Below are 21,994 nucleotides of genomic sequence, written 5' to 3'. Positions count from 1 at the left end.
GACGTGTTCGCGGCTACGCGGTGCCCTCGATCTCGGCCCTGAGCAGGGCGGCGAGGGCCCGGGCCTCCTCCGCCTGGACGGCTGCTTCGGGGCGGCCCTCCTCGATGGCGATCCGGTCGAGCAGATCCGTCTTGCGCCCGGTCAGCCGGAGACTGGCAGCGGGTCCACGGCGGGACAGCCCGGCGTCAGCCGAACGAGGAACTAAAGCTCGGCGAGGAGGGCTGCCCCGAGGTGCCCGCGAGACCCGTTGTCAGAGTCACTTGGCAAGATCGCGGCCATGACCAGCACCCCGACCACTCCACCGCGGCCGTTCGACGTCACCGCAGTCTTCCCGTAACTGGCTCCACTGGCACGCACGGCGACCCGGTTGCACCCCCGCCCCGGGTTTCCGTCACCGCAACAGTTCCATCGGCGGACCGTTGCTGTGGCCCGCCGACGAGCCGTGGCCGCACTGCGACGGTCCGCACGTATGGGACCAGCACAATCCGGCGCCATCGCCGGATGACGTTCGGTTGCAGCGACGCATCACGGAAGACGCGGTCCGCCGGGCGGACGGCGACCCTGCTTCCCTCCGGTACACCCCCGAGGAACTGGCGGATTTCCAGCGAGCCCGTCGGGCCACCCCTGGCCCGACGGGCCGATCCCCCTGCTTCCCGTGGCCCAGATCCACCTGCGCGACGTCCCCTCGCTGCGCCCGCCGGGCCCAGCCGACCTGCTCCAGGTGTTGTGGTGCCCCTTCGATCACCCCGCACTGCCCAGGACAGCGGTGTTCTGGCGAACTGCTGCCTCGGTCACCGATGTGCTGACCACGCCGCCAGAGCCTTCCGTGATCCAGTCCGCCGACTACCTTCCGCAGCCGTGCCTGCTCTCGCCTGAGGTCGTGACGGAGTATCCCGACTCGGAGGACTTGGAGCATGCGGTACATCGACAGATGGAGACGTGCCGCACCTGGCAGGTAGCCGCGGAGCCGGATGAGTGGGACGAGGACGAGCTCACTCCGGAGGACGTCTACAACTCGTCGTTGTCAGTAGCACCCGGCTGGAAGATCGGCGGCTGGACCCGCTGGGGCCTGACCGACCCGCACCCGCGGCTCTGCGGTGCCTGCGGTGCTCAGATGGATTCACTGCTGACCGTCGCCTCGTCCGAATGGGGCGAGACGAGCAAGTCCTGGATCCCCCACGAGGACCGAGACGTCTCGGCATCCAGCCTCAACCCTTACCCTGAACAGCCGACCAAGGTTCAGATCGCGGACGGCAACAACCTCCACCTCTACGCGTGCCCGACGTCTCTGGAACACCCGTACCTCGTCCTGATCCAGTGACGACCGATGAGCCACCGAGCGCTACCGCCCTGCGCGTCAGCGACGCGGACGGGGCCGGCGGCAGACCCCCGGCCCCGCCCGTGAGCTCTGCGAGGCAACGCCGTCCCCGCCGTACACCGCCGACTCCTTGCCCGCCGCCAGCTGCTCGCTCGATGGCGGCCGCGGAGTGCCCGCAGTCCAGGCCCAGCGCAAGGCCCGCCGCGAGTACGAGAATCGGGTCAGCGCCCTCACGGCCTGACGATGATCGATCTCAGCGTCAACCGCTGTAGCGATGTTCCCCGAGGTCGTCGAGGCCCGTGGGTTCAGGGAAACCGAGGTCTGTTCAGCGGGAACTCGCGGGTCAGTCCGTGTGCATCAGCTGGGCGAATCCGTGGGTTCGACGGGAACCGTGGGGTGGGCTGCGAGGCGGCGGGCTTCGGTCGGTGACCTCGGCATCGACCTGGTCCAAGGTTCTGTCCCCGTCTTCGAGGATGTCGTACTCGTCGTCGAGTTCAGCGAGGCGCTCGGTCAGGGACAGCTCATGTCCATGGCGTTGGTGAATCCGGAAGGTGAACTCCCGAGGTGTGAGCTCTCCGGCGAGCATGCATCGTGCGAGGGCTCGGGCGGCGGCTTCCTGACCGGCCTCGCTGCCGACCGGATAGAGTAGACGAGGCGGAGTTCGTCGAGTGCTGCAGGAAGCCGGTCCGAGGACGTCGTAGCCCGCCTCGGCGCGCGTGCAGGCGGGGAGCATTCGAAGGCCGGGGGTGTCGAGGCCGGCGACGAGCGCATCACAGGCAGCTGCTCGACCTCGGCGAAGGGCGTGCGCCCTGCTCGAACGCAGCGAAGCGAGTTGAGAGCTTGGTGTCGGGGCAGCCTCCGGTCGCTGCTGTACCGGCGGGCGCTGGGCGAGGCCGTGGCCACGGCGCCGTCGACCGGCTGCGCACCCACGTACGCGCGGTTGCAGGACCTCGTCGACGGGCCCAGCGTCACGGGCCGGTGAGCTTGTCCAGGTCAGCGGCGTAGACGGTCATCCAGTGCGGGTTTAGCCGGTAGTAGACAACCTCGCGGTTCCAGTCGAAGGCGTCGTCGTTGCCGTAGAAGCCCTTCAAGTAGGCGAGGAGTTCCTGCCAGTCGGCCGTGGTCTGGGCGTCCTCGGGGTTCAGCTCCTCCACCGTGCCGTGGGTGAACACGCCGAGGTCCTCGCCGCGCATGTGCGCGACGCTGACGGCCGGACGGGCCGCGAGATGACGGGCCTTGGCGGCGTTGCGCGCCGTGCCGAAGTGCCATCGGCCGTGCAGGAAGTGGCCGTCGGCGCCGCTGATCCGTGGTTCGCCCTTTGCGGTCACTGTGGAGAGGCTGAGCGTGCACATGCCGGTGAGGATCCCGGTGAGCTGCGCCGCCGTGATGGTGCGGCCCTCGACGATCGAGCGGAGGTGTGTGGTCGAGCCGGAGAGGGAGGAGTCGAGGAGGGACTGGAGCTTGTCGAGCTCTTCTGGGGTTTCGCGCATAAGTCCATCGTCGGCCGTAAACCCGACATCCTCTGTCGCCATTAATGAAGCAGTGGCCCACCAGCGACCTGATCTCGGGGGGGCTCTACGGACGCCGCCGCGGCCTCCTCGCCGACGGAGCCGTCGCGACCTGGACCACCGCCGCCCTCCCCGCATGGGCCGGCCGCGCCACCAGGCCCTGCTCAGGATCGAGCGGCTTCTCCTGACGCCCCATAACCCACCCCCGTCCAGTGCGACGGCACCATCTGTCCTTGATCTGCCGATCACGCACCCAACCGGTCCCGCTGCCGCACGACAAGACGCTTTCACGCCGCGCGGCAGAGCCGCGGCGGGATTGTTTCCCCGCCGGAACCGGCCTGCGCAACAACCTCCTCGCAGCGAAAACTCGAGGCAGCGGGGCCGAACAGCGCCTCCCGGCAGAGAGGACGACGTCATGCCGTTGAGCGACGACGAAGTACGCATCATCGAGGAGGACCGACGGCGCGCCGAGCAGGAGCACGCCCAGTTCCGCGCCGAGCAGGAGGCCGACCACCAGGCCCGGATCGCGGAAGAGGAGGCTCGACGGCGCGCGGAAGAGCGCCCCCACTCCGGGCCCACCTGGTAGGCCATCGCGACACCCCGCCTTACACCATCACGTCCCGAGATCAGAGGAGACCCGATGAGACTGAGCCTGCGAAACGCGGCCACAGTCGCGACGCTCGCGACCGCGCTGGCCCTCGGCACCATCAGCACCGCCGGCAGCGCTGAAGCCGCACCGGCGTCCGTAATCCAGTCAGCCACCACGCTGAGCGTCTCGGCTGCCTCGACAGCCGCGCCCAGGGCCGCGTCCTTCACCCGTACGCGGACGTACAACGTCGGCGTGTACCTGTGGCCGTCATGCCTGGTCCGCGGCGAGTACTACCGGTACTACTACGCGTCGCGGGGATACAGGGTCTCTTACGCGTGCATCTACATGGGCGGCTATCCTCCCGCCCATCGGGCGCTCCTGCGCGTGACCCTCGCCTACTGATCCTGCGGCTCAACGCGTGACACCACACGCGAACCGGACTGGACCATGGAGCCGCTTGAGGCAAAACGAGGGGACGGAGCACCTTGTCTTGAAGTGGCAGAGGGGGGGGCAGCCGGTGAGCGACCGGTGCAAGGCGTCGACCTGATGCCCGGGTGGTCCGGTGCAGGACACCCCTGCTCGGCCTGCGCAGGCTCATCGGCACCCCGCACGTCTCGGATGGAGGCGCACGACCGTCCGACCGCCTCCAGAACGCCGAGGCTACCGAGCAAACGCCACGTGACTGCCGAGGGGATGGTCACCCCCGCTGGCCGCCAACCTGAATCCCACCACTGATCTTGGCCGTGAACTGGACGCTGCGCGTTCCCATCGTTCCTGACGTCACAACCGCGGCTGTCGTCTCGGGCTTGAAGATCAGATCGTAGACCCGCTGCATGACGGCGACGTCGTGTCCGGGGCGACCGTGTCCTCCGTGTCCTCCGTGTTCGTGATCGCCGGCGTGGTCACCCGGTCATGGCCGGTGACTACCGGCCCCACCCACGGTGTCTCGACGCTGACCTGTGGTCCCTTGGCAAACCACGGAACGTCCCCCACGGTCTTGCGGGCGACCTGCCCCGGATGCGTGGCGGCGTGCGCGGCGTACCAATCCTCGATGCGGTCGTCGACCCAGCCATGCAAACGCCAGAAGACGGGGTGCACGTGTGACGAGAACGTGTCGTTCAGATCGTCGTAGTAGAACGGCTTGTCGCTGTGCGTTGCCTTGATCCACTTTTCGGATGTATCGGTGAGCGCCACTCACGCCGGGCGATCGCCCAGCACCTGGGCTGGGGCCTCAACACCGTGCTCCGGTACGCGACCGCCGCACGACGGCAGGACACCATCCGCGGGAACCGGCCCCGTCCCAGCAGGCTGGACCCCTACAAGCCCTACCTGGAACGGCGACTCGCCGAGGGATGCACCAGCGTCACCCACCTCCACCGCGAGTTCCTGGCCGACAGCGCGCCAGTCACCTACCAGACTGGCCGCGCCCACATCGCCAGCCTGCGGACGGCTCCGGTCGACGCGCCGCCCCGGCCTCCGACAGTGCGGCAGTGACCGGCCGGCTCACCCGGCGCCCCACCGCGCTGACCGAAGACGACCACGCCGCCCTGAAGAACGTCCTGGCCCGCTGCCCCGAACTGGGCACGGTCGCCGGGCATGTCCGCGACTTCGGCGAGATCCTCAGCGGCCGCCTCGGTGCCAGGCTCCTTGCTTGGATCGAGGCGGTCGACGCCAGCCAACTGCCCGGCCTCACCGGCTTCGCACTCCACCTGCTCCGGGACCTCGACGCCTTGACAGCCGGATTCACCCTCCACCGGAGCTCCGGCAGCCGCATCGAGGGCGCGTGAACCGCATCAAAAAGATCAAGTGGCAGCTCTACGGACGAGCCGGATTCGACCTGCTCCGAAAAATGATCCTGCTTCAGTCATGCGCCGCCCCTTCGGCGACCGGTCTACCCCTACGCCGTGACATGGAACGAAGCCGAATATCTCGACAACCTGCAGTCCGAGCGGCGTGGCTATGCATGGGTAATGCAGCATCACGGCGGGCTGGCGCCGGAGGAGGCGAGGGAGGCCGCCCTGGCGCACTATCCGTACGAGTCGGCTGAGACGTCGCTCCGCGGGCTGATCTTTCACGACGAGTCATGGCACTGGGCAATGCTGTCGATCCACGGCGATCGGTACGCAGTGGAACACCCCGAGCTGGTTCATCCGTCACCTGGCTACCTAGCCCTTGAGTAGCCGATCAACGAGCACGTTCGAACAGTGAGGTTACGCTCCGCGACGGCTCCGCAAGATCTGTGTCAGAACCGAGAACGGACGGCGGATGTTCACGACTTCGGGGTTCTGGCACAGGCTCCGTGCAGCAGTGACTGAGCGTCGCGGGCCGGGAGGCGGTTGCCTCGCTGGTCAGGGCTGGATTTGATTCGGCTCGATGAGGTTAGGGTGCTGATTCACCGCACCGAGGAGAGCTGGCGTGTACGACAGACCGCGGTTCGAGGAAGCCCTTGATGCCCTACGTGCCGAACTGGAGGTCGGGCGGTCGACGACGGAGTTGGCCACTCGGGCTGCGTGGCTGGCCTTCAGGCGATTCGCGCGACGGCGCTTTGCCACCGCGCCGACGCCCGACTCAGACGGCTGGCTCTTCCAGTACGGCACGTACGCCTTCAGCGGGCGTCCGATGTTCACTGTGGACCTCACGCGACAGTTCGACATCAGTGACGACGGCGGTGAGCACGGCCACTATGTGCAGATTCACTGCGAACTCCGCTACGAGTGCGAACCCGCCCTGGACGTCCTGGGAAGCTTCAACTCCTGGTTCCTCCACGACGCCAACGCGGGCCTGGACGAGTGGCTTGCTGCCATGGAGGGGCACCTCGAACCGCTGCTGGCTCGTGTGCCCTCCGAGATCGACGTGTACGAGGAGCCGGTATAGGTCGTCACGCCAGCAGGACTCGCTTGCGCAGGAGGTCGAAGCCGGCGCGCGGCCGAGCATCTGACGCTTCAGCATCTTGATCTTCGACCACACCTGAGCTCCAGGGCAGGGTGATGCCGGCGATGACGGCGTCGCGTTCTCGGTCGATGCCAGCAGCCAGAGTGTGGAGGCTGGGCAGCTCGTCCTGTCGGACGGCGTCGAGCCAATCCGGCAGGCATTCGCCTTGACGCCCGGGAAGCACGGCCGCGAGGGACCGTACATGCCTGGTGAGCGCGTCGAGTTCGGGGCAGTGTGTCCGCACACTCTTGAGCTGTAGCTGCTCGGATTCGGTGAGGGTGTCCGGGTGCCGGAGGATCCATCGGGCGACGGCTCGGGGTGAGTGCGGCCGTGTGGTCACCGGCCGCTGCGACGTGCGCTTCTTGTGCAGGTAGGCGCGGACGCGCTGATGGCTGCCTGTGTAGCCGAGTGGGACGATCTCTTCCCGCCCCGTGCACAAAAGCTGAGCCAGAACCCGTTCTCATGAACAAAGCCTCACGAGGGACCGGCAGGTGAATCACATCCGGGCTTCGGTCACTTCGGGTCCCGCACGCCTACCACGGTGCAGATCGGCAGCGGCTACAGGCAGCGCTCTACGTCTGCCCGGCAGCACCCGAGCACCCCCATTTCGAGCTGATGCATGAGGACGTGTCCGGCCGGTCGTGGAATCCGGCGGGAGGTTGTAGGGGTGGGCTGTCTAAAATCCGTGCATGATCGCTGCTCTTGAATGTGTGGTGCTGGACTGCCCGGACCCGGCAGCCCTTGCCGGGTTCTACCGATCGGTGCTCGGCGGGACTGTCAACCGGCAGGATCGGCGATGGGCGGTCGGTGACGACTGGGCGACCCTGCACACGCCTTCCGGTCTCGTGCTGGCTTTCCAGCGGTCAGCGGACTACCGGCCGCCTGCGTGGCCGGACCCCGCCCGCCCCCAGCAGTTCCATCTCGACTTCAGTGTTCCGGACCTCGCCCAGGCCCAGGAACAGGTCCTGGCTCTGGGCGCGGCCGTGCTGGACAACGGCCCCGACGGTCGGACCTGGCGCATCTACGCCGATCCCGCAGGCCATCCGTTCTGCCTGGTCCGTCATTGAAAGCAAGGCCACTGTTCCCACCGCACAACCGCACAACTGCACAACCGCACAACTGCACAACCGCGAGACCGCATCCGGAGCCGGGGCCTGTCTTCCGGATCACCGCGGACCGCGATCCCATGAAGAGCGCAGGGCTGTACGGGAATCGTCACGTCATCGATTCCTCTCGCAGCAGGCGGGGCCGCACCTGGTTGCATCATGAGCAACTGCATGCGCTCCATACATAAGTTCGACGGCCGCCGGGTGTATCTGACGCTTGGCACCGGCGCACTCCGGATCAGCCGGGCCACGAGTGTGTTCGCCATCCCTCTCGCGGTCATCGGGGACGTCCGCGTCTCCGCACAAGACACCCGTGACATGGAGATCGTGCTCACGGACGGGGAGAGGCACCACATCGAAGGGGTCGGCGCGGCCTCGACGGCCGACTTCGTCGGCTTGGCCGTGTGCGCCATGGCAGTGGCGAAGGGAGCTCTCCGAGTCCGTCTCGCCCGGTACGGCGTCACCGTGGACGCCGAACGGGTCGGGCGTAGTGGGTCGGGCCCTCTACTACGACAACGACGCCGAAGGCGTCCCCCACCAGTACTCGGGTGGATCGGGTGCCCCCACGCTCCCCGTCACCTACGACCCCAGCCGCCCCGATCAGGCCTTGCACCAAACCCGGCCGGCCTTCGCTGTCATCAACACGACCCTGACTCTGACTGCTGCAGCCCTGCTGCCTTTCCTCGGCGCCTGGCTGTCTTTTCGGCCTGCTCCGGTAACGGCGTTCCCGGGCCTTTGGCGCTTGAAGTGGGACACACGGGACAATGGCGTACAGCTCTCGTCGGAACCGGCGCTACCTGCGCAGATGCCAGACCGAACACGCCATTCCCGAACCGAAGGTCCAGCGGGCCAACCGCAAATGCCGCGGCAGTGGGGGTGGCCGGCCCACCGGCTTCGACCGCGAGATCTGCAAACGCCGCAACGAAGTCGAGCGGACCGTCAACCGGCGCAAGAACTCCCGAGCCGCGGCCACCCGCCCGCTACGACGAGAGGGCCTACGTCTTCCACGGCGCCGTCACCACCGCCGCGGTCCGGCTATGGCTCCGGGGCTGAGCCGGCCTGGAGCCTCAGTCTCCTAAGAACTCCTAACGAAATGATCTTCGAGGTGGTTGGATCACTCCCAAACTGATGATCTGGGGGTGCGGGGTGGCGCGGTCGAAGCCGTGGGAAGTTGACGACGAGCTGTGGGCGGTGATCGAGCCGTTGCTGCCGAAGATTGAACGGCGGGCCCGCCATACCGGGCGTAAGCGGCATCCGGATCGGCTGGTGTTCCAGGGCATCCTGTTCGTGCTGCATACCGGGATCGCCTGGGAACACCTGCCGCAGGAACTCGGCTTCGGCTCGGGTATGACCTGCTGGCGCCGTCTGGCCGAGTGGACTGAGGTGGCGGTGTGGCCCCGGCTGCATGAGGTTCTCCTCGCCAAGCTCCGCAGCGCGAACGCCCTGGACTTCTCCTGGGCGGCGGTCGACGGCTCGCACATCCGGGCATTAAAGGGGGTCCCAAGACGGGACGAAGCCCTGTCGACCGGGGCAGGACGGGCAGTAAGCATCACCTGATCACTGACGCCACCGGCATACCGCTCGCCGCCACCTTGACCGGCGGCAACCGCAACGACGTCACCCAGCTGATCCCACTCCTCCAAGCCGTGCCGCCGGTACGAGGCAAGCGCGGCCGCCCCCGGCGCCGCCCGGACGTGGTGCTGGGCGACCGCGGCTACGACCACGACAAGTACCGCCGTCTTGTCTGGGATCTCGGCGTGAAGCCGCTGATCGCCCGCCGCGGCATCGAGCACGGCTCCGGTCTGGGCGCCCAACGCTGGGTGGTGGAGCGCGCGTTCGCTCACCTGCACTGGTTCCGCCGTCTGCGGATCCGCTGGGAGATCCGCGACGACATCCACGAAGCCTTCCTCACTCTGGGGTGCAGCATCATCTGCTGGCGCCGGCTCAAGAACCATCAGGCTTGAGCCCAGGCGACAGCGGCTGTCTACAGCGAGATCTTCCGCTCTTCGGCCTTGAGGCCGCGGAGTGTCCAAAGTCCGTACAGAGCCAACAACGGTTTGACGACCATCCACTCGCCAGGACGGTAGTCGTCCGCGCGCACCAGCTTCTCTGCAAGATCGGGCCGCTGCCGCCGCAGGTACGCACGGGCCTTGAGCGCATGAGCTGGCTGGGAGGCAATCTTGATGCGATCCACGTCCTCAAGCAATGGGATCACGTTCGTGATGTTCTCCCACGTCGTCGCGCTTTGGTCTTCGAGGAGCACCGTGCCGTCGAACGCAAGCACCGACTTCGCGTAGCCAGCCATCAGCTGGGCCTCAGTGGCGCCGCTACTGGTTGCACCGCCGCTGAAGATCACGCAGGTCTCATGCGCACCGTCAGCGGCGATGGACCTGATTCCAGCACGGACTCGCCATCGGTTGATCAAGTTCGCCGTCACTTGGGGATTTCGGTACCCCAACACCACCACGGCCGCGGAGGGGCCCTCGCTACTCCCCACGAGCGCTCGAGACCAGCGCCAGTTCAACCACTCACCCCAGGCCAGGGCTGCAACTCCAGCTATCGCCAATCCCGTCCGTCGCCGCATGCGGCGACTCTAGGGCACCTCGGTTTCGGGCCACGAAGGAACCAGCCACGTCCACACGACGCATTCTGTTAGCAGTTCTAAGGACCACAAGTACAGGCCCTGCCCGTCAACAACTGCCTGACCCCTCTCGATCAGCTCGCGTGTGAACTCATCAGTCAGTACGCCTGCAGGCAGCCGTGGCACCTCCTCCAACAGGGTCGACACCTGCCGGTGGTTGAAAACGGTGTCCGCGTGCGGCGGCAGGTGTCCCAGCATGGGGAGCACTGACTGATCAAGGTCAGCCAGCTCAGGACCCCAGACCACACCGTGCTTCGCGAGAGCCTCGATCGTGCCGTTCTCGCCTCGGACCTGGAGGTCAATCACGGTCAGGCACTATGGCCTCATGATCCGCCGGACACTGCCCAGCGGCCTTGTCCGCGGCGGGACTTTCCGCCCCATGAGGAGTCCCGGTCCCTCCCGGCGTTCGCCCCGGACGCGTGACGGTGACGGTCAGTCGTTCCAGCTGTCGCAGTACTCGATGTGCAGGGAGCCCGGCACGTTCCGCCGGGTCCGCGGCCGCGACCACAACCCCGACGTCAACTCCACGCAGTAATGCCGGTCCCCGGGATACCGCCTCCCGTGCGACGGGGCCTCGTCGACGAGGCCCCGCAGCACCGTGCCGTGTTCACGGAAAGCCGTCGCGCTGCCCACAACGAACAACGTGTGAGCAGCAATATCGAACCCCAGATGATCACGATACGACCGGTGGTACCGACGCTCGTAGTCGATCTCCCCGACATCAGGAAAGTCACCAACCGGGGTGGCCGCCGTTTGCAGCTGTCCGCGCCCGAGCCGCGCCCGCACCTCCTTCCACGAGGAAGTACGGAACTGCAGACGGTGATGAGCCAGAACCAGGTCCAGCGCGACCGGCTCACCCTCACCGGCCACACCACCAGGCACCGGATTGCCCCGTATCGGCAAGTGCACCAGAGATCGGGCGGAGCGAGCGGCCAACGCCCACAGACCGGTGAGACACTCAGCCCCGTCACGATCGACATACATCGACAGCCAGTGGCCGTCGTCGCGCAACACGACCCGCCCCGGCACCACCTCCGGCCGGACCACCCTGACCCCAACCCCACCCAAGCGGACCTCAGACACCCGCACCCGCTGCCCCACACGCCCCCCTCGAACAGTCCCGTAGCGCACCCTAGCCCGCGCCGCCGATGTTCTCGTCCGGATTTCCCGGGTGCAGGGCGCGCCTCGATCACGCGGGCCTCCGGGAGATGCCGCTACGTCGGTCGCCGGTTTCATGGACCCGGATTCTCCGGCTTCCTGCCGTGGCGCGCACCGAGATTGAGGGACCGTGCGGTCTGCCACCGAGGTGACCTCGTCTCTGCCGACCGCGCGATCAGCGACAGCTTGGGCACCCCGCCCGAACCCGACGCCTTGGGCGTACTCGCGCTCGTCACCCCGCAGCCGCGTTCCGCGACGAGCTCCTATACCACCATTTAGGCCTGGAGGCCTTGCATCTGAGCGAAATCCACGATGACGCCGGGTGCGTCGATGTGAGAGGCTCCGCTCCGCTCCGTCGACCTTGGCGGAGCAGGGGAGGGATGAGAAGTGTCGGTGGAACCCAGGGATTACGTCGCCCGGCTGCGCGCTCAGGCGAGCGATCCGGGACGCGAGGAGGCGCTGCGGCGGGACAGGAGGGCGAGGCGCCTCAAGATCGGGCTCGTGACCGCTGCCGGTGGGGTGGTCCTCGGCGGGTTCGGGTTCTGGCTGACCGATGTGACGGGGGAGCGGCCGCCGTACGAGCCCTACGGCGCAAAGGTGATCCACGAGGAGGTCTGGCCGCTGGAATGGCCGTACACGGTTGACATGCCGTTCCGGAATTCGCCCGCCTCCGGCTGGGCGGAGGGCGCCGACGGTGTCTATGCCCCCGTGCCGATGGCTTCCGGCGACTTCACCGCGAAGGAGATCGCTGCCGTACTGGAGGACGTGAGGACCCTGCTCGTCGGGACCAATGTGTCGGAGGACACCCTGGCCGGCGCCGAGCCTACGGCGGCGCTCGCCCTGCTCGACCCGCGCGGAGCCGGCGAGGCAGTTCGGAAGGACCTGGTCACCCGCTTTGACCCTGAGGAGGCGTACCTGGACGAGAGCGGCATCCGGAGTCGGGGCACGATGACCTACCGGGTTTCGGAGGCGGGGAAGCTGATGGTGCGCGTCGACTGGGTCTTCGTCTACCCGCTGGTGCGGGCCGAGGCTGGTCACGAGGTGGTCCCCGGCGCCCCGGAGGTGGCACGGATCGCCGTACGGCGTCAGTTCACGGTGACGTCGACTGACGGGAAGCTCATGCTCGGCGCCTACGCGAGCGAGGTCGCCAACCACGACTGCTCGGCACCGAAGGACGGCTACCTCCACCCACTCTTCGCCGAAGGGCGGTGGAAGGCAGCCCAGGCGGCCAAGGGGACTCAGGTAGCCCAAGCCGATCTGTACGACGAGAATCGGGTCCTTGCGAGCGGCCCCGGCCACTGCGTCACCCCGAGCGGGACCTGACGCCCCGGCTGAGGGGTGCCGCTCGTGTCTCGCCGAACTCACGACGTCTGGCCCGCCTGCTCACCGCGTTGTCGTCGGTCGCCGGTGTTCCCCGGCTCCCGCTGGGAGGCGCCACCACCACATGGACTCCCCGGTCGACAGGGCTTCGTCCCGACTTGCCTCCCCGTTCCAGCGCCCGGATGTGGGAGCCGTTGACCACCGTCCGGCTGAAGTCCCGCGTGTTCGCGCCCCGCTGCTTCGCCGGGAGAACCTCGTGCAGTCGCGGCCGCACACCGGCTTCCGGCGACTCGGCCAGGCGGTGGCGGGGGGCGTGACCGAATCCAAGCCGACAACCCGGCTGCTCGGCCAGGTCTGGACCCTGGCCGAGGTCTGCCAGACCTGCCCCCAGAACATCGCGCACATCACCATCCTCGCCACGGGTGAGCCCGCACTCCCCACCCCCGCGGCCCCGGCCACGGAGCCGCTGTCGCGCTGCGAGTGAGCGAGCGGTCGGTGGAGCGGTGGCGCCGGGCTTGGCGCGAGCGAGGCGAGGCCGGGATCCTGTCGAAGGGATCGCCCGGACGTCCCAGGCTCAGCTGCGTTCAGATCGCGCGGCTGGAGCGGGAGTTGGAGCGTGGACCATTTCCCCACGGCTGGGCCGATCAGCGGTGGACGCTGGCGCGAGTCAAGACGCTGATCGGTCGACTGTTCCACGTTTCCTACACGGTGGAAGGCACGTGGCGGCTACTGAAGCGGCACGGCTGGTCATGGCAGCAGCCCACCCGCCGGGCGATCGAGCGCGACGATGCGGCGGTTGACCTGTGGAAGAAAGAGGTCTGGCCACGGGTAAGAGCTGTGCGGCGGCGTGCAACGGCTGGATCGTCTTTGAGGATGAAGCCGGCCAGTCGATGACGCCGCCGCGCTCTCGCACCTGGGGACGGATCGGCCGAACCCCGGTCGTCCGGGTTCGCGGCCGAGGCTCCGGACGGGTGTCGATGGCGGGTATGACCTGCTACAAGCCGGGCGAGCGGTCCCGGCTGATCTACGCCATCCGCGAGTACCGAGGGCGCAGGGGCGAGCCGAAGGGCTTCGGCTGGCGGGACCTCCGCGACCTCTTGGTGCGTGCCCGCATCCAGCTCGGCGGACCGATCGTGCTGGTCTGGGACAACGTCCGCCTCCACCTGACCGCCGGGATGCGGGAGTTCATCGCCGCGAATGCCGCCTGGCTCACCGTGTTCCAACTCCCCACCTACACGCCAGACCTGAACCCGCAGGAGGGCATTTGGTCGCTGGTCAAACGCGACATCGGCAACCTCGCCGCAGCCGACCTGGGCCAGATCACCAGGGCCGTGAAGCACAGGCTCAAGCAGATCCAGTACCGCCCGGATCTCGTCGACAGCTGCCTTGCGGGCACCGGCCTCATCACGGACGACTGACCGGCGCTGCGGATTCGTCAGTCGCCGTAGTACCGGTCGTAGGAGGCGGAGCGCTCCTCCACTGAGAAGCCCTCGAATTCACCTTCTGCCTCGAGCTCGCGCAGTCGATCCAGAGCCGCTGCCGCAGCAGGTGCACAGTTGGCCGAGAGGTGGGCCTTCGTCGCGTCGAGCCCGTGCCCGAGTAGGAATTCGATGTCGATCGAGCACGCTGCGTCGAAGCTGGCTTGCTTCGCACTCCAGATCAGGAGCACGTCGTCGACGTCGCCGCTGTTGAACAGATAGAAGCAGCAGAGCCTCATCAGCTCGGTGTCGCCCTCGCCCTGGGAGCGTCGCTCACGCGCCGTGTGCTCCCGGAGGAGTGTACGGATCTCGTCGAGGTCCGCGTCGACGGGACGCAGCCCATAGCGGCGCCAGCATTCCTCGACATCCATCACTGGTCTCCCTGATCGTCCGGTCCGGCCCGGTGCCTATCGGCTCCACCCATCGCCGGTCGGTCGGACGACGGCCCTCTGCCGGTCACAGTATGCACACCGAGGGCCGGCCCATGTGGGTCGGCGGTCACCGGCGCAGGTGACCGATGGCGCACGCCACCCGACATCACCCAATCAAGTTGAGTACCTCCGGCGGCTGGCCCTGATCCTGGCTCTCGCGACGACACGCGAAAGGAAGGGGGCGACCGGTCCACGGGAACTCTGAACCGCGTCCGCAATACGTCGACATGAACTGTGACGGACGACTCGTGGGTGTCGATCGCTCCGCGGCTGGCGCCGGGCCGGATGGGCAAGACTTTGCGGGACCGGCGCCAGGCCGTGATGGCATCGGATCACGGTCAAGTTCGGACGTGGCCTACGTTGGCAGCGTCCGTGTAGAGCGTGGCCGCTCCGTTTTCGTCTACCACGCAGCTCTCGACGGATTCCTTACGTTCAATCCGAGCGCGCACATCACTCTGCACACCCGCTATACAGGTCTCCGCCCTCAGTGGAGGCGTGCCGAAGTACACCCCATTGTCTCCGGGGCAGTCGAATACAGCAGGGTTGGGCGACGCGCAGCTGCTCCCCGTGGGAGGGCGGCGCTTCTCTGGATGGTCGAAACCTGCGCAGTGCATCATCTCGTGAATGAGTGTCTGGGAGATCTCTCGGTCGCCCTGCGGGAAAAGCACCCCAAAGTTGATGTTGATCTGAGATCCCCCGACGTTCGCGCTCGCGTTCGTGTTGGGCTCGGTGCTGGTCGTATGGTGGATGGCACGATCGTAGGCCTGGTAGAGCTTCCCCTTTTCTTGTGCTGAAAGGTTGTTGCACCCCGCGATGCGGGTCAGCGCAAACCTGTGTCGCTCGAGCGTTCTGTTTCGGTTTGCCGCAGAGATGTCTCCGGCGAAAGTGAAGTGCGAGAGCACGAAGTTCATCGGATAGCCTGGGCCGACGTTGGTGCCAAGGATGTCGTGGGCATAGGCACTGCCGTCCTGCGTGGTGACGATGATGCGGTTGCCTGAAGTGACGACGAACCGGTCCCATGCACCGTTGTACGCGACCTTTGACCCGCTGAATGCGAAGCCTGGGCCGACGTTGGTCCCGGTGACGTTGTGGCCGTAGACCCTGCCGTCCTGTGTGATGACGATGATGCGGTTGCCTGAAGTGACGACGAATCGGTCGATGTCACCGTTGTATGCAACCTTCGACCCGCTGAATGCGAAGCCTGGGCCGACGTTGGTCCCGGTGACGTCGTGGCCGTAGACCCTGCCGTCCCGTGTGATGACGATGATGCGGTTGCCCATGGTGACGACGAATCGGTCGATGTCACCGTTGTATGCAACCTTCGACCCGCTGAATGCGAAGCCTGGGCCGATCGTGCCGCCGGAGATGTCGTGGCCGTAGACCCTGCCGTCCCGTGTGATGACGATGATGCGGTTGCCCATGGTGACCACGAATCGGTCGATGTCACCGTTGTATGCAACCTTCGACCCACTGAATGCGAAGCCTGGGCCGACGGTGCCGCTGGTGACGTCGTGCCCGAACACCCTGCCGTCTCGCGTGATGACGATGAGGGCACGGAAGAACGGGAAGATGGTACTAGTACTCCCAGTGACGACGAATCTGTCGAGAGTTCCGTTGAACGCAACAGGGAAGGGGGCGGACGTTGGCATGACCTGCTTACCTTCCGGTGTGGCCTGTTCCAACGTGCCATCAATGAGGGGACACCCGAAGCCGACTTCGTACCGCTCCGTCAGATCGCATGCTAGGCATGACTAGAGGGGTTTCTTGACGTGATGAAACGCGAGACGACTGAGTGGCCGGCAACCTTGCTTGATGGAAGGTGCGTGACCGGCGCGTTGGTGGATTGAAGAAGGCGAGGTGCCAGAGTGTTTCACCAAGGACTCTGAGCACTCTCGAAAGTGTTAGGCGCGCGGTGCAAGACTTGCACTTTCTGTTACCATTCAAACACTCGGGCGGTCATCGTGCAAATCTAGCGCCCCACTGTTTGGTTGCCGGTTTCGACATCGAGCTCTTTCCAACTTCACGCTGAGCTGGTCAGGTGTAGGGCGAGGACTGCTTGGACGAGTGCGGTGATGCGGACCGGACGGCGGCGTGCACGAGCGCCGAGTTGGTCATGGGTGGACGCCCGCCTGCGCAGTCAGATACTCGACGCCGCGGTAGCCGGACTCCTTGGACACGTGGACGTGGACCGCGTGCCGGCCGGACGGCAGTGCAGGGTCGGAGTGGTCGCCGTGGAAGGCGACCTGTACCGCGTCGTGGCGGAAGCCGTGCAGGCCGTGCTCGGGTCTGTCCGGCCAGCGGCCCGGCCATACGAGGAAGACCGCGTTGCCGTTGTCGCCCAGTGCCGCGATGACCCGGTTCTCGGCCGTCCCCGGTGCGAACCGTGCCGACATCTCGAGCGGCAGGTGTGCCTCCAGTTCACGGTCGTCCATGACCGGCACGTCCGGTTCGCAGCCGTCGGCGCCGCAAGAGGGTCGGGCGCCAGGGTAAGGGCGGTGCACAAAGCGGGAGTTCGGCAGTGCCGCCGCCATGCGACGGACCTCGTCGACGCTCTCCAGGTGCGTCAGCAGTTCCGTCTCCTCGCCGCGGTGTTCCATCAGCGCCCACAGCCGCATGGCCTGGCGGTACGCGTCGGCGGCGTCAGCGGTGACGTGGACACAGCGTGTGTAGCCGGCTAGGCAGTCTTCGCGCATGGCCGAATGGTGCCACCCGCTGGTCCGGACTGTCGCCCGGAATGATCGGCGGACTCCGATGCCGAAGGGCTGCCGTCGGTATGGCTCGCACGATGCCTTGACGAGTAGGGCGTACAAGCGGTGCAGGCCGATGGTGTCGAGGTGGAGAAAGTCCGTCGCGGGCAAACGACCTCGGGGGCGGTACTCACTACCGCCAGTTTGCCTGGGGCTCAACGACGCCTGCCCGACGTGGCATTCCAAAACCCCCGGGCATGACCCCCAGTCCTCCTGGTCCGACGGGTACTGGGCGAACCGGGGGAACCGGGAGGCAGACGACCCACCGGGCCACGTCTTCACCCCGAACGCCACAGCAAAGACGATCATGGCCGAGTCGGTCGTCAACACCTACGCCGAGACGGCCTTCGCCGAGGAACTCCTCACCTCCTACCCGACTCAGATCGGCGTGAGTCGGCTCACCGTCCAGTAGCGCCGACGCCTGGTATGCGGCAAGCGTTCGCCGGACCGGTCCACTCGCGGCACCTGCCGGACGACCCTGATGTGGCTATTCGGGCCAACCGGTTGCTACACCTGCGCTACAGGGCGCCCCCGCCTTCCGCCCCTGTTGACGGAGGAAGCCGGCAGACAGGGTCAGCGACAGCCCACGCCGATATGGCGTGCGTGGGTGAGGCCCGGTGCTCAGCCTGTCTGGGAGCAGTACCACCAAACCGCCCTTCACCCATCACCATGCCGGGTCCGGCGCCCATTCGCAGCGCCCCGGCCAGCTCCGCCAGCACACGCGCGGGCGGCATGTCCAGGCAGCCGAAGGACCCGGCCGACCATGCCCTGCCTCCCACCGGAGCATCGCCCAGCACCCCTACGAAACGCCTCCTCAAAGGTCTGCTCGGCGGTGTCCTCGGGTACCTCCAGCGTCAGCGGTGGTGTCTTGGCGAGGTAGTCGGAGCTCTCGGGCAGCACAGAGGCGAACCGCCGCAGTGCTGCCTCGTCAGCAGCACGTACCTGTCCGTCGACCTTGGTCAGATGTCGGTTCTCCGCGAGGTGCAGCAGGCATCGGGCCACGGCCGTGTCCCGGAGGCGTTGGGGGTCGCCAGGACAGGAAACGCGTACGAACTCCCATGGTGCTGTCCCGCTGCCCTTCGACTCGCAGTACTCCGCCGGGCGAGCTTTCTCCTTCTCTGTCTCCCTGCGCGCAGCTCGGGCCAAGATAACGGGCACGCCTCTCGCGCCCAGAGCGGCCGATACCAGCACCGCCAGCCTGCCTCCCATACCTCATGCCTCTCCCTGCGCCGCCCACTGGCTACTGGTGATCTCAGGAGGGACGCGCCCGTGTGTGCGTGAGGCGGTACGGCCGTAGCGGATCCTGATGCCTACGCCGGGAGGGCGCCGATCGCTGACCCTCCCCAGAGCCCTCCGATACGACGCTGGAGAGGGTTCTCCTGCCGGACGGTGAGCAGGAAATCGAATGCCGCCTGCACGCTCTCGGCAGCTGCCCGACGGCTGGATGAGGGTTGTACGCCGCCCGCTTGAAGCGGGATGAGTTGTCGGGGGTGTGTGGGTGAGGTGTGGTTGGTTGCTGGCGGGAGTGGGGGGCTTGTGTCTCCTGTAGGGGGAGACGCGATGGTGGGGGGCATGGATGGTGACGCGCTTTACTCGATTGGTGAGCTTGCTCGGCGGACCGGTCTTACGGTCAAGACGATTCGGTTCTATTCCGATCGTGGGATCGTGGCGCCGGCGGACCGTAGCCCGGCCGGCTACCGCCTTTACAGCATCGATGCCGTTGCACGTCTGGACCTTGTGCGGACTCTGCGTGAGCTGGGGCTGGACCTTTCCACGATCCGTAAGGTCGTGGATCGCGAGCTCTCGCTCCCCGAGGTTGCCGCGGCGCACGCCGAAGCGCTGGCGGTGCAGATCCGCGTCCTGCGTTTGCGGCGCGCGGTGCTGACGGCGGTGGCCGAGCGCGGGTCGACACCTGAGGAGATGGAACTCATGCACCGGCTGGCCCAGTTTTCCGAGGACGAACGCCGACGTCTGATCGGCGGTTTCCTCGACGCCGTTTTCGGCGGTCTCGACGCCGCCCCTGCATTCGCGGGGGTCATGCGCTCGATGACCCCCGAGTTGCCCGATATCCCGGAGGCGGAGCAGGTCCGGGCGTGGGTGGAGCTGGCCGAAATGTCCTTGGACCCGGGTTTCCGCGCCGTGGTGCGGCGGATGACCGAGGAGGAGGCGGCTGAGCAGACCCGAAGCGACATGACGGTCCCGCGCCGCGACATCACGGCAGCCGTCCGTGACCAGGCCGGCCCGGCGCTGACCGCAGGTATCGACCCGGCCTCACCTCAGGCCGATGCGATCGTCGCGGAGTTCACGGCGCACTACGCGTACCTCCTCGGCCGCCCCGACGACGTCGGGCTTCGCCGCCGGCTGGCGGCTCGGCTGGAGAGCGTGAACGATCCCCGCAGGCAGCGGTACCTGCAGCTGCTCGCTGTGGTCAATGGCTGGCTGGCCCCGGAGAGTCTGGCGCCGGTGCTCGACTGGTCCGTCCGGGCTCTGCGCGTCCGGACACAGCAATGACGCGGCGGTCGCATGGCGGCATGGGGCGGACGCGGCCGGTGGGCGGACGCGGCCGGCGTCGGGTGAAAGCGCCGCTACATACGATCGGTTGATGAGTGCCCCGGTCGTACTTCAGGTGGCCGCGTTGCTGGTCTCTCCCGCTTTCGTTCTCCGCCCCTGGCTCATGGAGGACGTTGCCGCATGGGTTGAGTTGAGCCGGGATCCCGCACTGAGCCAGTCGGCGAGCTCTGTCGTGGACAACGATGCCGACGGGACGCGCTGGGTGCAGGCTCAGCAGCAGCGTCGGGCAGCGGGGGACCGGTACGCCGTCTTTGAGGCACAACCCGGTTCAGTTCGTGCACAGTTGGTGGGCAACGGGGTTCTGAAGGAAGTCACGTGTGGCAAACCGGCAGGCGCGGTGGGCTGCTGGACCGCGGTGCACGCTCGCGGGCGGGGCGTGGCCTCCCGCGCTCTGGAGGCACTCCCCAGCTGGGCCTTCGACACCATCGACACCTTCGACACCTTCGGCATCTTCGAGGCTGCTGGAGACGACAGGGCGTGAGTCGGCATCGACGACGGCCTGGAGGTTGGTCGGGTAGCGGTCGTGCAGGGCGGTGGTCATGCGGTGTCTCTTCGCCGGTGCCGCACATCCTCATGGCCCTGCCGGTGTGGGAGACACCGCATGACCACCGTCCTCACGGGTCTGCTCCTGGCTGCGGTGGAGCACGTCTGCTGCGCCTGTGGGCCGGCCTCCGGTCTGGCGGGTGGTGTGGTTCTTCGTGGCCCGGTCGGGGTTTCGGTGGGGTTGTTCGGGGTGAGGTGGGTCCCTGTCAGGGGGAGGCCCGCCGTGCGGCGGGATGCGCATCAGGTCCAGGGAGGGCTCATGGCGGCGGTCGACGACCATGGTGAAGGTGCGCCGGGAAGGAAGATCCCGTCTGGATTCGGGCGGGATCTGTTCCTTGCGGTGGGGCTCGCGGGCGTGCTGATCGGCGGTGCGGTCCTTCTGTTCAGGACAGCCCGCGCGGCCGGCTCGTACCTCCCGCTGGTCCTCGCAGGCCTTGTTCTCCTGGTGGGTGTCGGCACGCTGGCCGCCTGGCGGCGCGGTGCCGAGGGGCCGCGCGGCCGTGTCCGGGCCGCCCGCGCCGCGCCGGCTGTGCAGGGCTCCGACGGCACTGTGCCCACCTTCCTGCTGGACGGCGGTGCTCCTGTCCCGGCGGCCGGCGCCGGGGCGGTCGCCGCCCCGTGCACGGCCCCGCCGGCCGTCGATGCCGAGGCCTTGGACCATCTGGCGGTCGACCCGGACGGCTTTGAGCACACCGTCGCCGCGCTGTGTGCCCGGGACGGCTGCTCCCCGGTGGAGGTGGTCGGCGGCGCGGGCGATCTGGGCGCGGACGTCATCGCGACGACCCCCGACGGCGTCCGTGTGGTCCTGCAGTGCAAGCAGTACGCGGAAGGCCACCGGGTCGGCTCCCCGGACCTTCAGCGCTTCGGCGGCACCTGCTACGCCGTGCACGAGGCCGACGTCGCCGTCCTCGTCACCACCAGCTCCTTCACCGGCCCGGCCCTGGAGTACGCGGCGTCCTGCGGGATCGTCTGCGTCGATGGTACGGAGCTGGCTGCCTGGACCGCCTCGACGGCGCCGCCTCCCTGGACCGCCCGTGGCGAGCAGGGTTGAGCCTGGTCGGCCTGACAGCAGAAGTTCCGGCTCCCGGACCCGGCCGGGGCAGGGGAGCCCCCTTGGGCGCTGGGGTCTACTGCCGGGAGGGGCGGGTATCGGGTTTCTCCCGGCGGGACGCCGCGCGAAGTCGCTGGGCATCGCCCGGGAGGCAACCGGCGCCCGCGGTCCGTAGACGGCCGGAGAAGGGGCAAGGGTGCAAGGGCCGGTTCCCGACGCACCGAGGTCTCCACGGTCCAGCCGGTCGCTTCTCTCCCCGGAGCACCTGGAACGCCTGGCGCAGCTTCTCGACGCCTCCCGGCTGCGGGTGTGGCGCTGTACGCGGCGTGTGTCCCGCCGCCGGTTCACTGCCGCGTGCGGCCGGACTTTGGGGGCCGGCCGCACGCGTCGTGCACCGCCGGGCGGCGGCATGCCCGTCGAGGCCGGCGACGGTGAAGCCGTACGGGTGGGCCTGCTGTGCGGCGTGGATGAGGATGGTGGTGCCCAGGGCGGCCCCGGGGATCGGGGGCTGCGACTCTCGCAGCGCTTCGCCCCGTGGCTGATGGCGCCGGCGTAAGGCTGACGCACCGATAAGCGCACGCAATGTCATGCCCATCCCCGTG

The 21,994-nt window shown here is 67.6% G+C and carries 26 protein-coding genes and 1 pseudogene; 18 read left to right on the top strand and 9 right to left on the bottom strand.

Annotated features, from left to right (window positions below; all coding sequences use genetic code 11):
- The first annotated feature begins 655 nt into the window (after positions 1-655).
- Together ACF08F_RS33430 and ACF08F_RS33425 are read left to right on the top strand one after the other, a co-directional pair.
- Positions 656-1,321: a non-ribosomal peptide synthetase gene (locus ACF08F_RS33430; protein ID WP_392302292.1), complete on the top strand. Its 666-nt coding sequence runs from the start codon at positions 656-658 to the stop codon at positions 1,319-1,321.
- Positions 1,322-1,592: 271 nt separating this feature from the next.
- Positions 1,593-1,967: a hypothetical protein gene (locus tag ACF08F_RS33425; protein ID WP_392302291.1), complete on the top strand. Its 375-nt coding sequence runs from the start codon at positions 1,593-1,595 to the stop codon at positions 1,965-1,967.
- 319 nt (positions 1,968-2,286) lie between these two features.
- Here ACF08F_RS33425 and ACF08F_RS33420 read toward each other — a convergent pair whose 3' ends face one another.
- Positions 2,287-2,808, bottom strand: a complete 522-nt coding sequence (locus ACF08F_RS33420; RefSeq protein WP_392302290.1) for a pyridoxamine 5'-phosphate oxidase family protein — start codon at positions 2,806-2,808, stop codon at positions 2,287-2,289.
- Between the two features lie 44 nt (positions 2,809-2,852).
- On the opposite strand from ACF08F_RS33420, the gene ACF08F_RS33415 reads away from it, so the two are divergent.
- The 3 genes from ACF08F_RS33415 to ACF08F_RS33405 all read left to right on the top strand — a co-directional run bounded on the left by ACF08F_RS33415 (position 2,853) and on the right by ACF08F_RS33405 (position 3,817).
- Positions 2,853-3,014 carry a hypothetical protein gene (locus tag ACF08F_RS33415; RefSeq protein ID WP_392302289.1) on the top strand — a complete coding sequence of 54 codons (162 nt, stop codon included), beginning with the start codon at positions 2,853-2,855 and terminating at the stop codon, positions 3,012-3,014.
- 227 nt (positions 3,015-3,241) lie between these two features.
- Complete coding sequence (locus ACF08F_RS33410; RefSeq protein WP_392302288.1) at positions 3,242-3,412, top strand: hypothetical protein; 171 nt, start codon at positions 3,242-3,244, stop codon at positions 3,410-3,412.
- A 54-nt stretch (positions 3,413-3,466) separates the two neighbouring features.
- Positions 3,467-3,817 carry a hypothetical protein gene (locus ACF08F_RS33405; RefSeq protein ID WP_392302287.1) on the top strand — a complete coding sequence of 117 codons (351 nt, stop codon included), beginning with the start codon at positions 3,467-3,469 and terminating at the stop codon, positions 3,815-3,817.
- 411 nt (positions 3,818-4,228) lie between these two features.
- Here ACF08F_RS33405 and ACF08F_RS33400 read toward each other — a convergent pair whose 3' ends face one another.
- A complete protein-coding gene (locus ACF08F_RS33400; RefSeq protein WP_392302286.1) occupies positions 4,229-4,609 on the bottom strand; it encodes a hypothetical protein in 381 nt (126 codons plus the stop codon).
- A 296-nt stretch (positions 4,610-4,905) separates the two neighbouring features.
- Between ACF08F_RS33400 and ACF08F_RS33395 the strand changes: the two genes are divergently transcribed.
- From ACF08F_RS33395 to ACF08F_RS33385, 3 genes are all read left to right on the top strand, one after another.
- Positions 4,906-5,202: a hypothetical protein gene (locus ACF08F_RS33395; RefSeq protein WP_392302285.1), complete on the top strand. Its 297-nt coding sequence runs from the start codon at positions 4,906-4,908 to the stop codon at positions 5,200-5,202.
- A 117-nt stretch (positions 5,203-5,319) separates the two neighbouring features.
- Positions 5,320-5,595: a hypothetical protein gene (locus tag ACF08F_RS33390; protein WP_392302284.1), complete on the top strand. Its 276-nt coding sequence runs from the start codon at positions 5,320-5,322 to the stop codon at positions 5,593-5,595.
- A 235-nt stretch (positions 5,596-5,830) separates the two neighbouring features.
- Entirely contained in the window at positions 5,831-6,289 is a 459-nt protein-coding gene (locus tag ACF08F_RS33385) for a hypothetical protein (protein WP_392302283.1), read from the top strand.
- 4 nt (positions 6,290-6,293) lie between these two features.
- Here the strand turns inward: ACF08F_RS33385 and ACF08F_RS33380 are convergent, their stop codons facing one another.
- On the bottom strand, positions 6,294-6,530 hold the full coding sequence (locus ACF08F_RS33380; RefSeq protein ID WP_392302282.1) for a hypothetical protein: 237 nt from the start codon (positions 6,528-6,530) through the stop codon (positions 6,294-6,296).
- A 505-nt stretch (positions 6,531-7,035) separates the two neighbouring features.
- On the opposite strand from ACF08F_RS33380, the gene ACF08F_RS33375 reads away from it, so the two are divergent.
- From ACF08F_RS33375 to ACF08F_RS33365, 3 genes and pseudogenes are all read left to right on the top strand, one after another.
- Positions 7,036-7,413 (top strand): VOC family protein, encoded by a 378-nt coding sequence (locus tag ACF08F_RS33375; protein ID WP_392302281.1) that lies wholly within the window; start codon positions 7,036-7,038, stop codon positions 7,411-7,413.
- Positions 7,414-8,210: 797 nt separating this feature from the next.
- Positions 8,211-8,505, top strand: a pseudogene (locus ACF08F_RS33370) (IS5/IS1182 family transposase); the annotation flags it as partial.
- A gap of 75 nt (positions 8,506-8,580) precedes the next feature.
- Positions 8,581-9,416, top strand: a protein-coding gene (locus tag ACF08F_RS33365; RefSeq protein ID WP_392302280.1) for an IS5 family transposase whose coding sequence is annotated in 2 segments (ribosomal slippage) — positions 8,581-8,941 and positions 8,941-9,416 — 837 coding nt in all. Because the reading frame shifts where the segments join, the coding sequence is not laid out codon by codon here.
- A gap of 20 nt (positions 9,417-9,436) precedes the next feature.
- Here ACF08F_RS33365 and ACF08F_RS33360 read toward each other — a convergent pair.
- The 3 genes from ACF08F_RS33360 to ACF08F_RS33350 form a co-directional block, all read right to left on the bottom strand.
- Positions 9,437-10,036 (bottom strand): YdcF family protein, encoded by a 600-nt coding sequence (locus ACF08F_RS33360; protein ID WP_392302279.1) that lies wholly within the window; start codon positions 10,034-10,036, stop codon positions 9,437-9,439.
- 9 nt (positions 10,037-10,045) lie between these two features.
- The gene (locus ACF08F_RS33355; protein WP_392302278.1) at positions 10,046-10,399 is read right to left on the bottom strand and encodes a hypothetical protein; all 354 of its coding nucleotides are present in this window, start codon (positions 10,397-10,399) and stop codon (positions 10,046-10,048) included.
- A 126-nt stretch (positions 10,400-10,525) separates the two neighbouring features.
- Positions 10,526-11,107, bottom strand: a complete 582-nt coding sequence (locus ACF08F_RS33350) for a hypothetical protein (RefSeq protein WP_392302277.1) — start codon at positions 11,105-11,107, stop codon at positions 10,526-10,528.
- Between the two features lie 537 nt (positions 11,108-11,644).
- Between ACF08F_RS33350 and ACF08F_RS33345 the strand changes: the two genes are divergently transcribed.
- The 4 genes from ACF08F_RS33345 to ACF08F_RS33330 all read left to right on the top strand — a co-directional run bounded on the left by ACF08F_RS33345 (position 11,645) and on the right by ACF08F_RS33330 (position 13,989).
- Positions 11,645-12,574, top strand: coding sequence for a hypothetical protein (locus ACF08F_RS33345; RefSeq protein ID WP_392302276.1), 930 nt, complete (start codon positions 11,645-11,647; stop codon positions 12,572-12,574).
- A gap of 310 nt (positions 12,575-12,884) precedes the next feature.
- On the top strand, positions 12,885-13,055 hold the full coding sequence (locus ACF08F_RS33340) for a hypothetical protein (protein WP_392302275.1): 171 nt from the start codon (positions 12,885-12,887) through the stop codon (positions 13,053-13,055).
- The gene (locus ACF08F_RS33335; RefSeq protein WP_392302274.1) at positions 13,052-13,465 is read left to right on the top strand and encodes a winged helix-turn-helix domain-containing protein; all 414 of its coding nucleotides are present in this window, start codon (positions 13,052-13,054) and stop codon (positions 13,463-13,465) included. The genes ACF08F_RS33340 and ACF08F_RS33335 overlap by 4 nt, the downstream gene beginning before the upstream one ends.
- The gene (locus ACF08F_RS33330) at positions 13,462-13,989 is read left to right on the top strand and encodes a transposase (RefSeq protein ID WP_392302273.1); all 528 of its coding nucleotides are present in this window, start codon (positions 13,462-13,464) and stop codon (positions 13,987-13,989) included. Before ACF08F_RS33335 ends, ACF08F_RS33330 begins: the two co-directional genes overlap by 4 nt.
- A gap of 17 nt (positions 13,990-14,006) precedes the next feature.
- Here ACF08F_RS33330 and ACF08F_RS33325 read toward each other — a convergent pair whose 3' ends face one another.
- From ACF08F_RS33325 to ACF08F_RS33315, 3 genes are all read right to left on the bottom strand, one after another.
- Positions 14,007-14,420, bottom strand: coding sequence for a hypothetical protein (locus ACF08F_RS33325; protein WP_392302272.1), 414 nt, complete (start codon positions 14,418-14,420; stop codon positions 14,007-14,009).
- 398 nt (positions 14,421-14,818) lie between these two features.
- Entirely contained in the window at positions 14,819-16,129 is a 1,311-nt protein-coding gene (locus tag ACF08F_RS33320; protein ID WP_392302271.1) for a hypothetical protein, read from the bottom strand.
- Between the two features lie 462 nt (positions 16,130-16,591).
- Positions 16,592-17,173 carry a hypothetical protein gene (locus ACF08F_RS33315; protein ID WP_392302270.1) on the bottom strand — a complete coding sequence of 194 codons (582 nt, stop codon included), beginning with the start codon at positions 17,171-17,173 and terminating at the stop codon, positions 16,592-16,594.
- Between the two features lie 1,626 nt (positions 17,174-18,799).
- On the opposite strand from ACF08F_RS33315, the gene ACF08F_RS33310 reads away from it, so the two are divergent.
- The 3 genes from ACF08F_RS33310 to ACF08F_RS33300 all read left to right on the top strand — a co-directional run bounded on the left by ACF08F_RS33310 (position 18,800) and on the right by ACF08F_RS33300 (position 21,392).
- Positions 18,800-19,738 (top strand): MerR family transcriptional regulator, encoded by a 939-nt coding sequence (locus ACF08F_RS33310; RefSeq protein ID WP_392302269.1) that lies wholly within the window; start codon positions 18,800-18,802, stop codon positions 19,736-19,738.
- 91 nt (positions 19,739-19,829) lie between these two features.
- Entirely contained in the window at positions 19,830-20,279 is a 450-nt protein-coding gene (locus ACF08F_RS33305) for a GNAT family N-acetyltransferase (RefSeq protein ID WP_392302268.1), read from the top strand.
- Positions 20,280-20,681: 402 nt separating this feature from the next.
- Positions 20,682-21,392: a restriction endonuclease gene (locus tag ACF08F_RS33300; protein WP_392302267.1), complete on the top strand. Its 711-nt coding sequence runs from the start codon at positions 20,682-20,684 to the stop codon at positions 21,390-21,392.
- The last annotated feature ends 602 nt before the right edge of the window (positions 21,393-21,994 follow it).

Origin of the sequence: Streptomyces sp. NPDC015130 (genome assembly GCF_043080005.1) — a bacterium.
Taxonomy (GTDB): domain Bacteria; phylum Actinomycetota; class Actinomycetes; order Streptomycetales; family Streptomycetaceae; genus Streptomyces.
The sequence above is the reverse complement of the archived record's forward strand: the minus strand, read 5'-3'. Positions and strand labels throughout refer to the sequence as shown.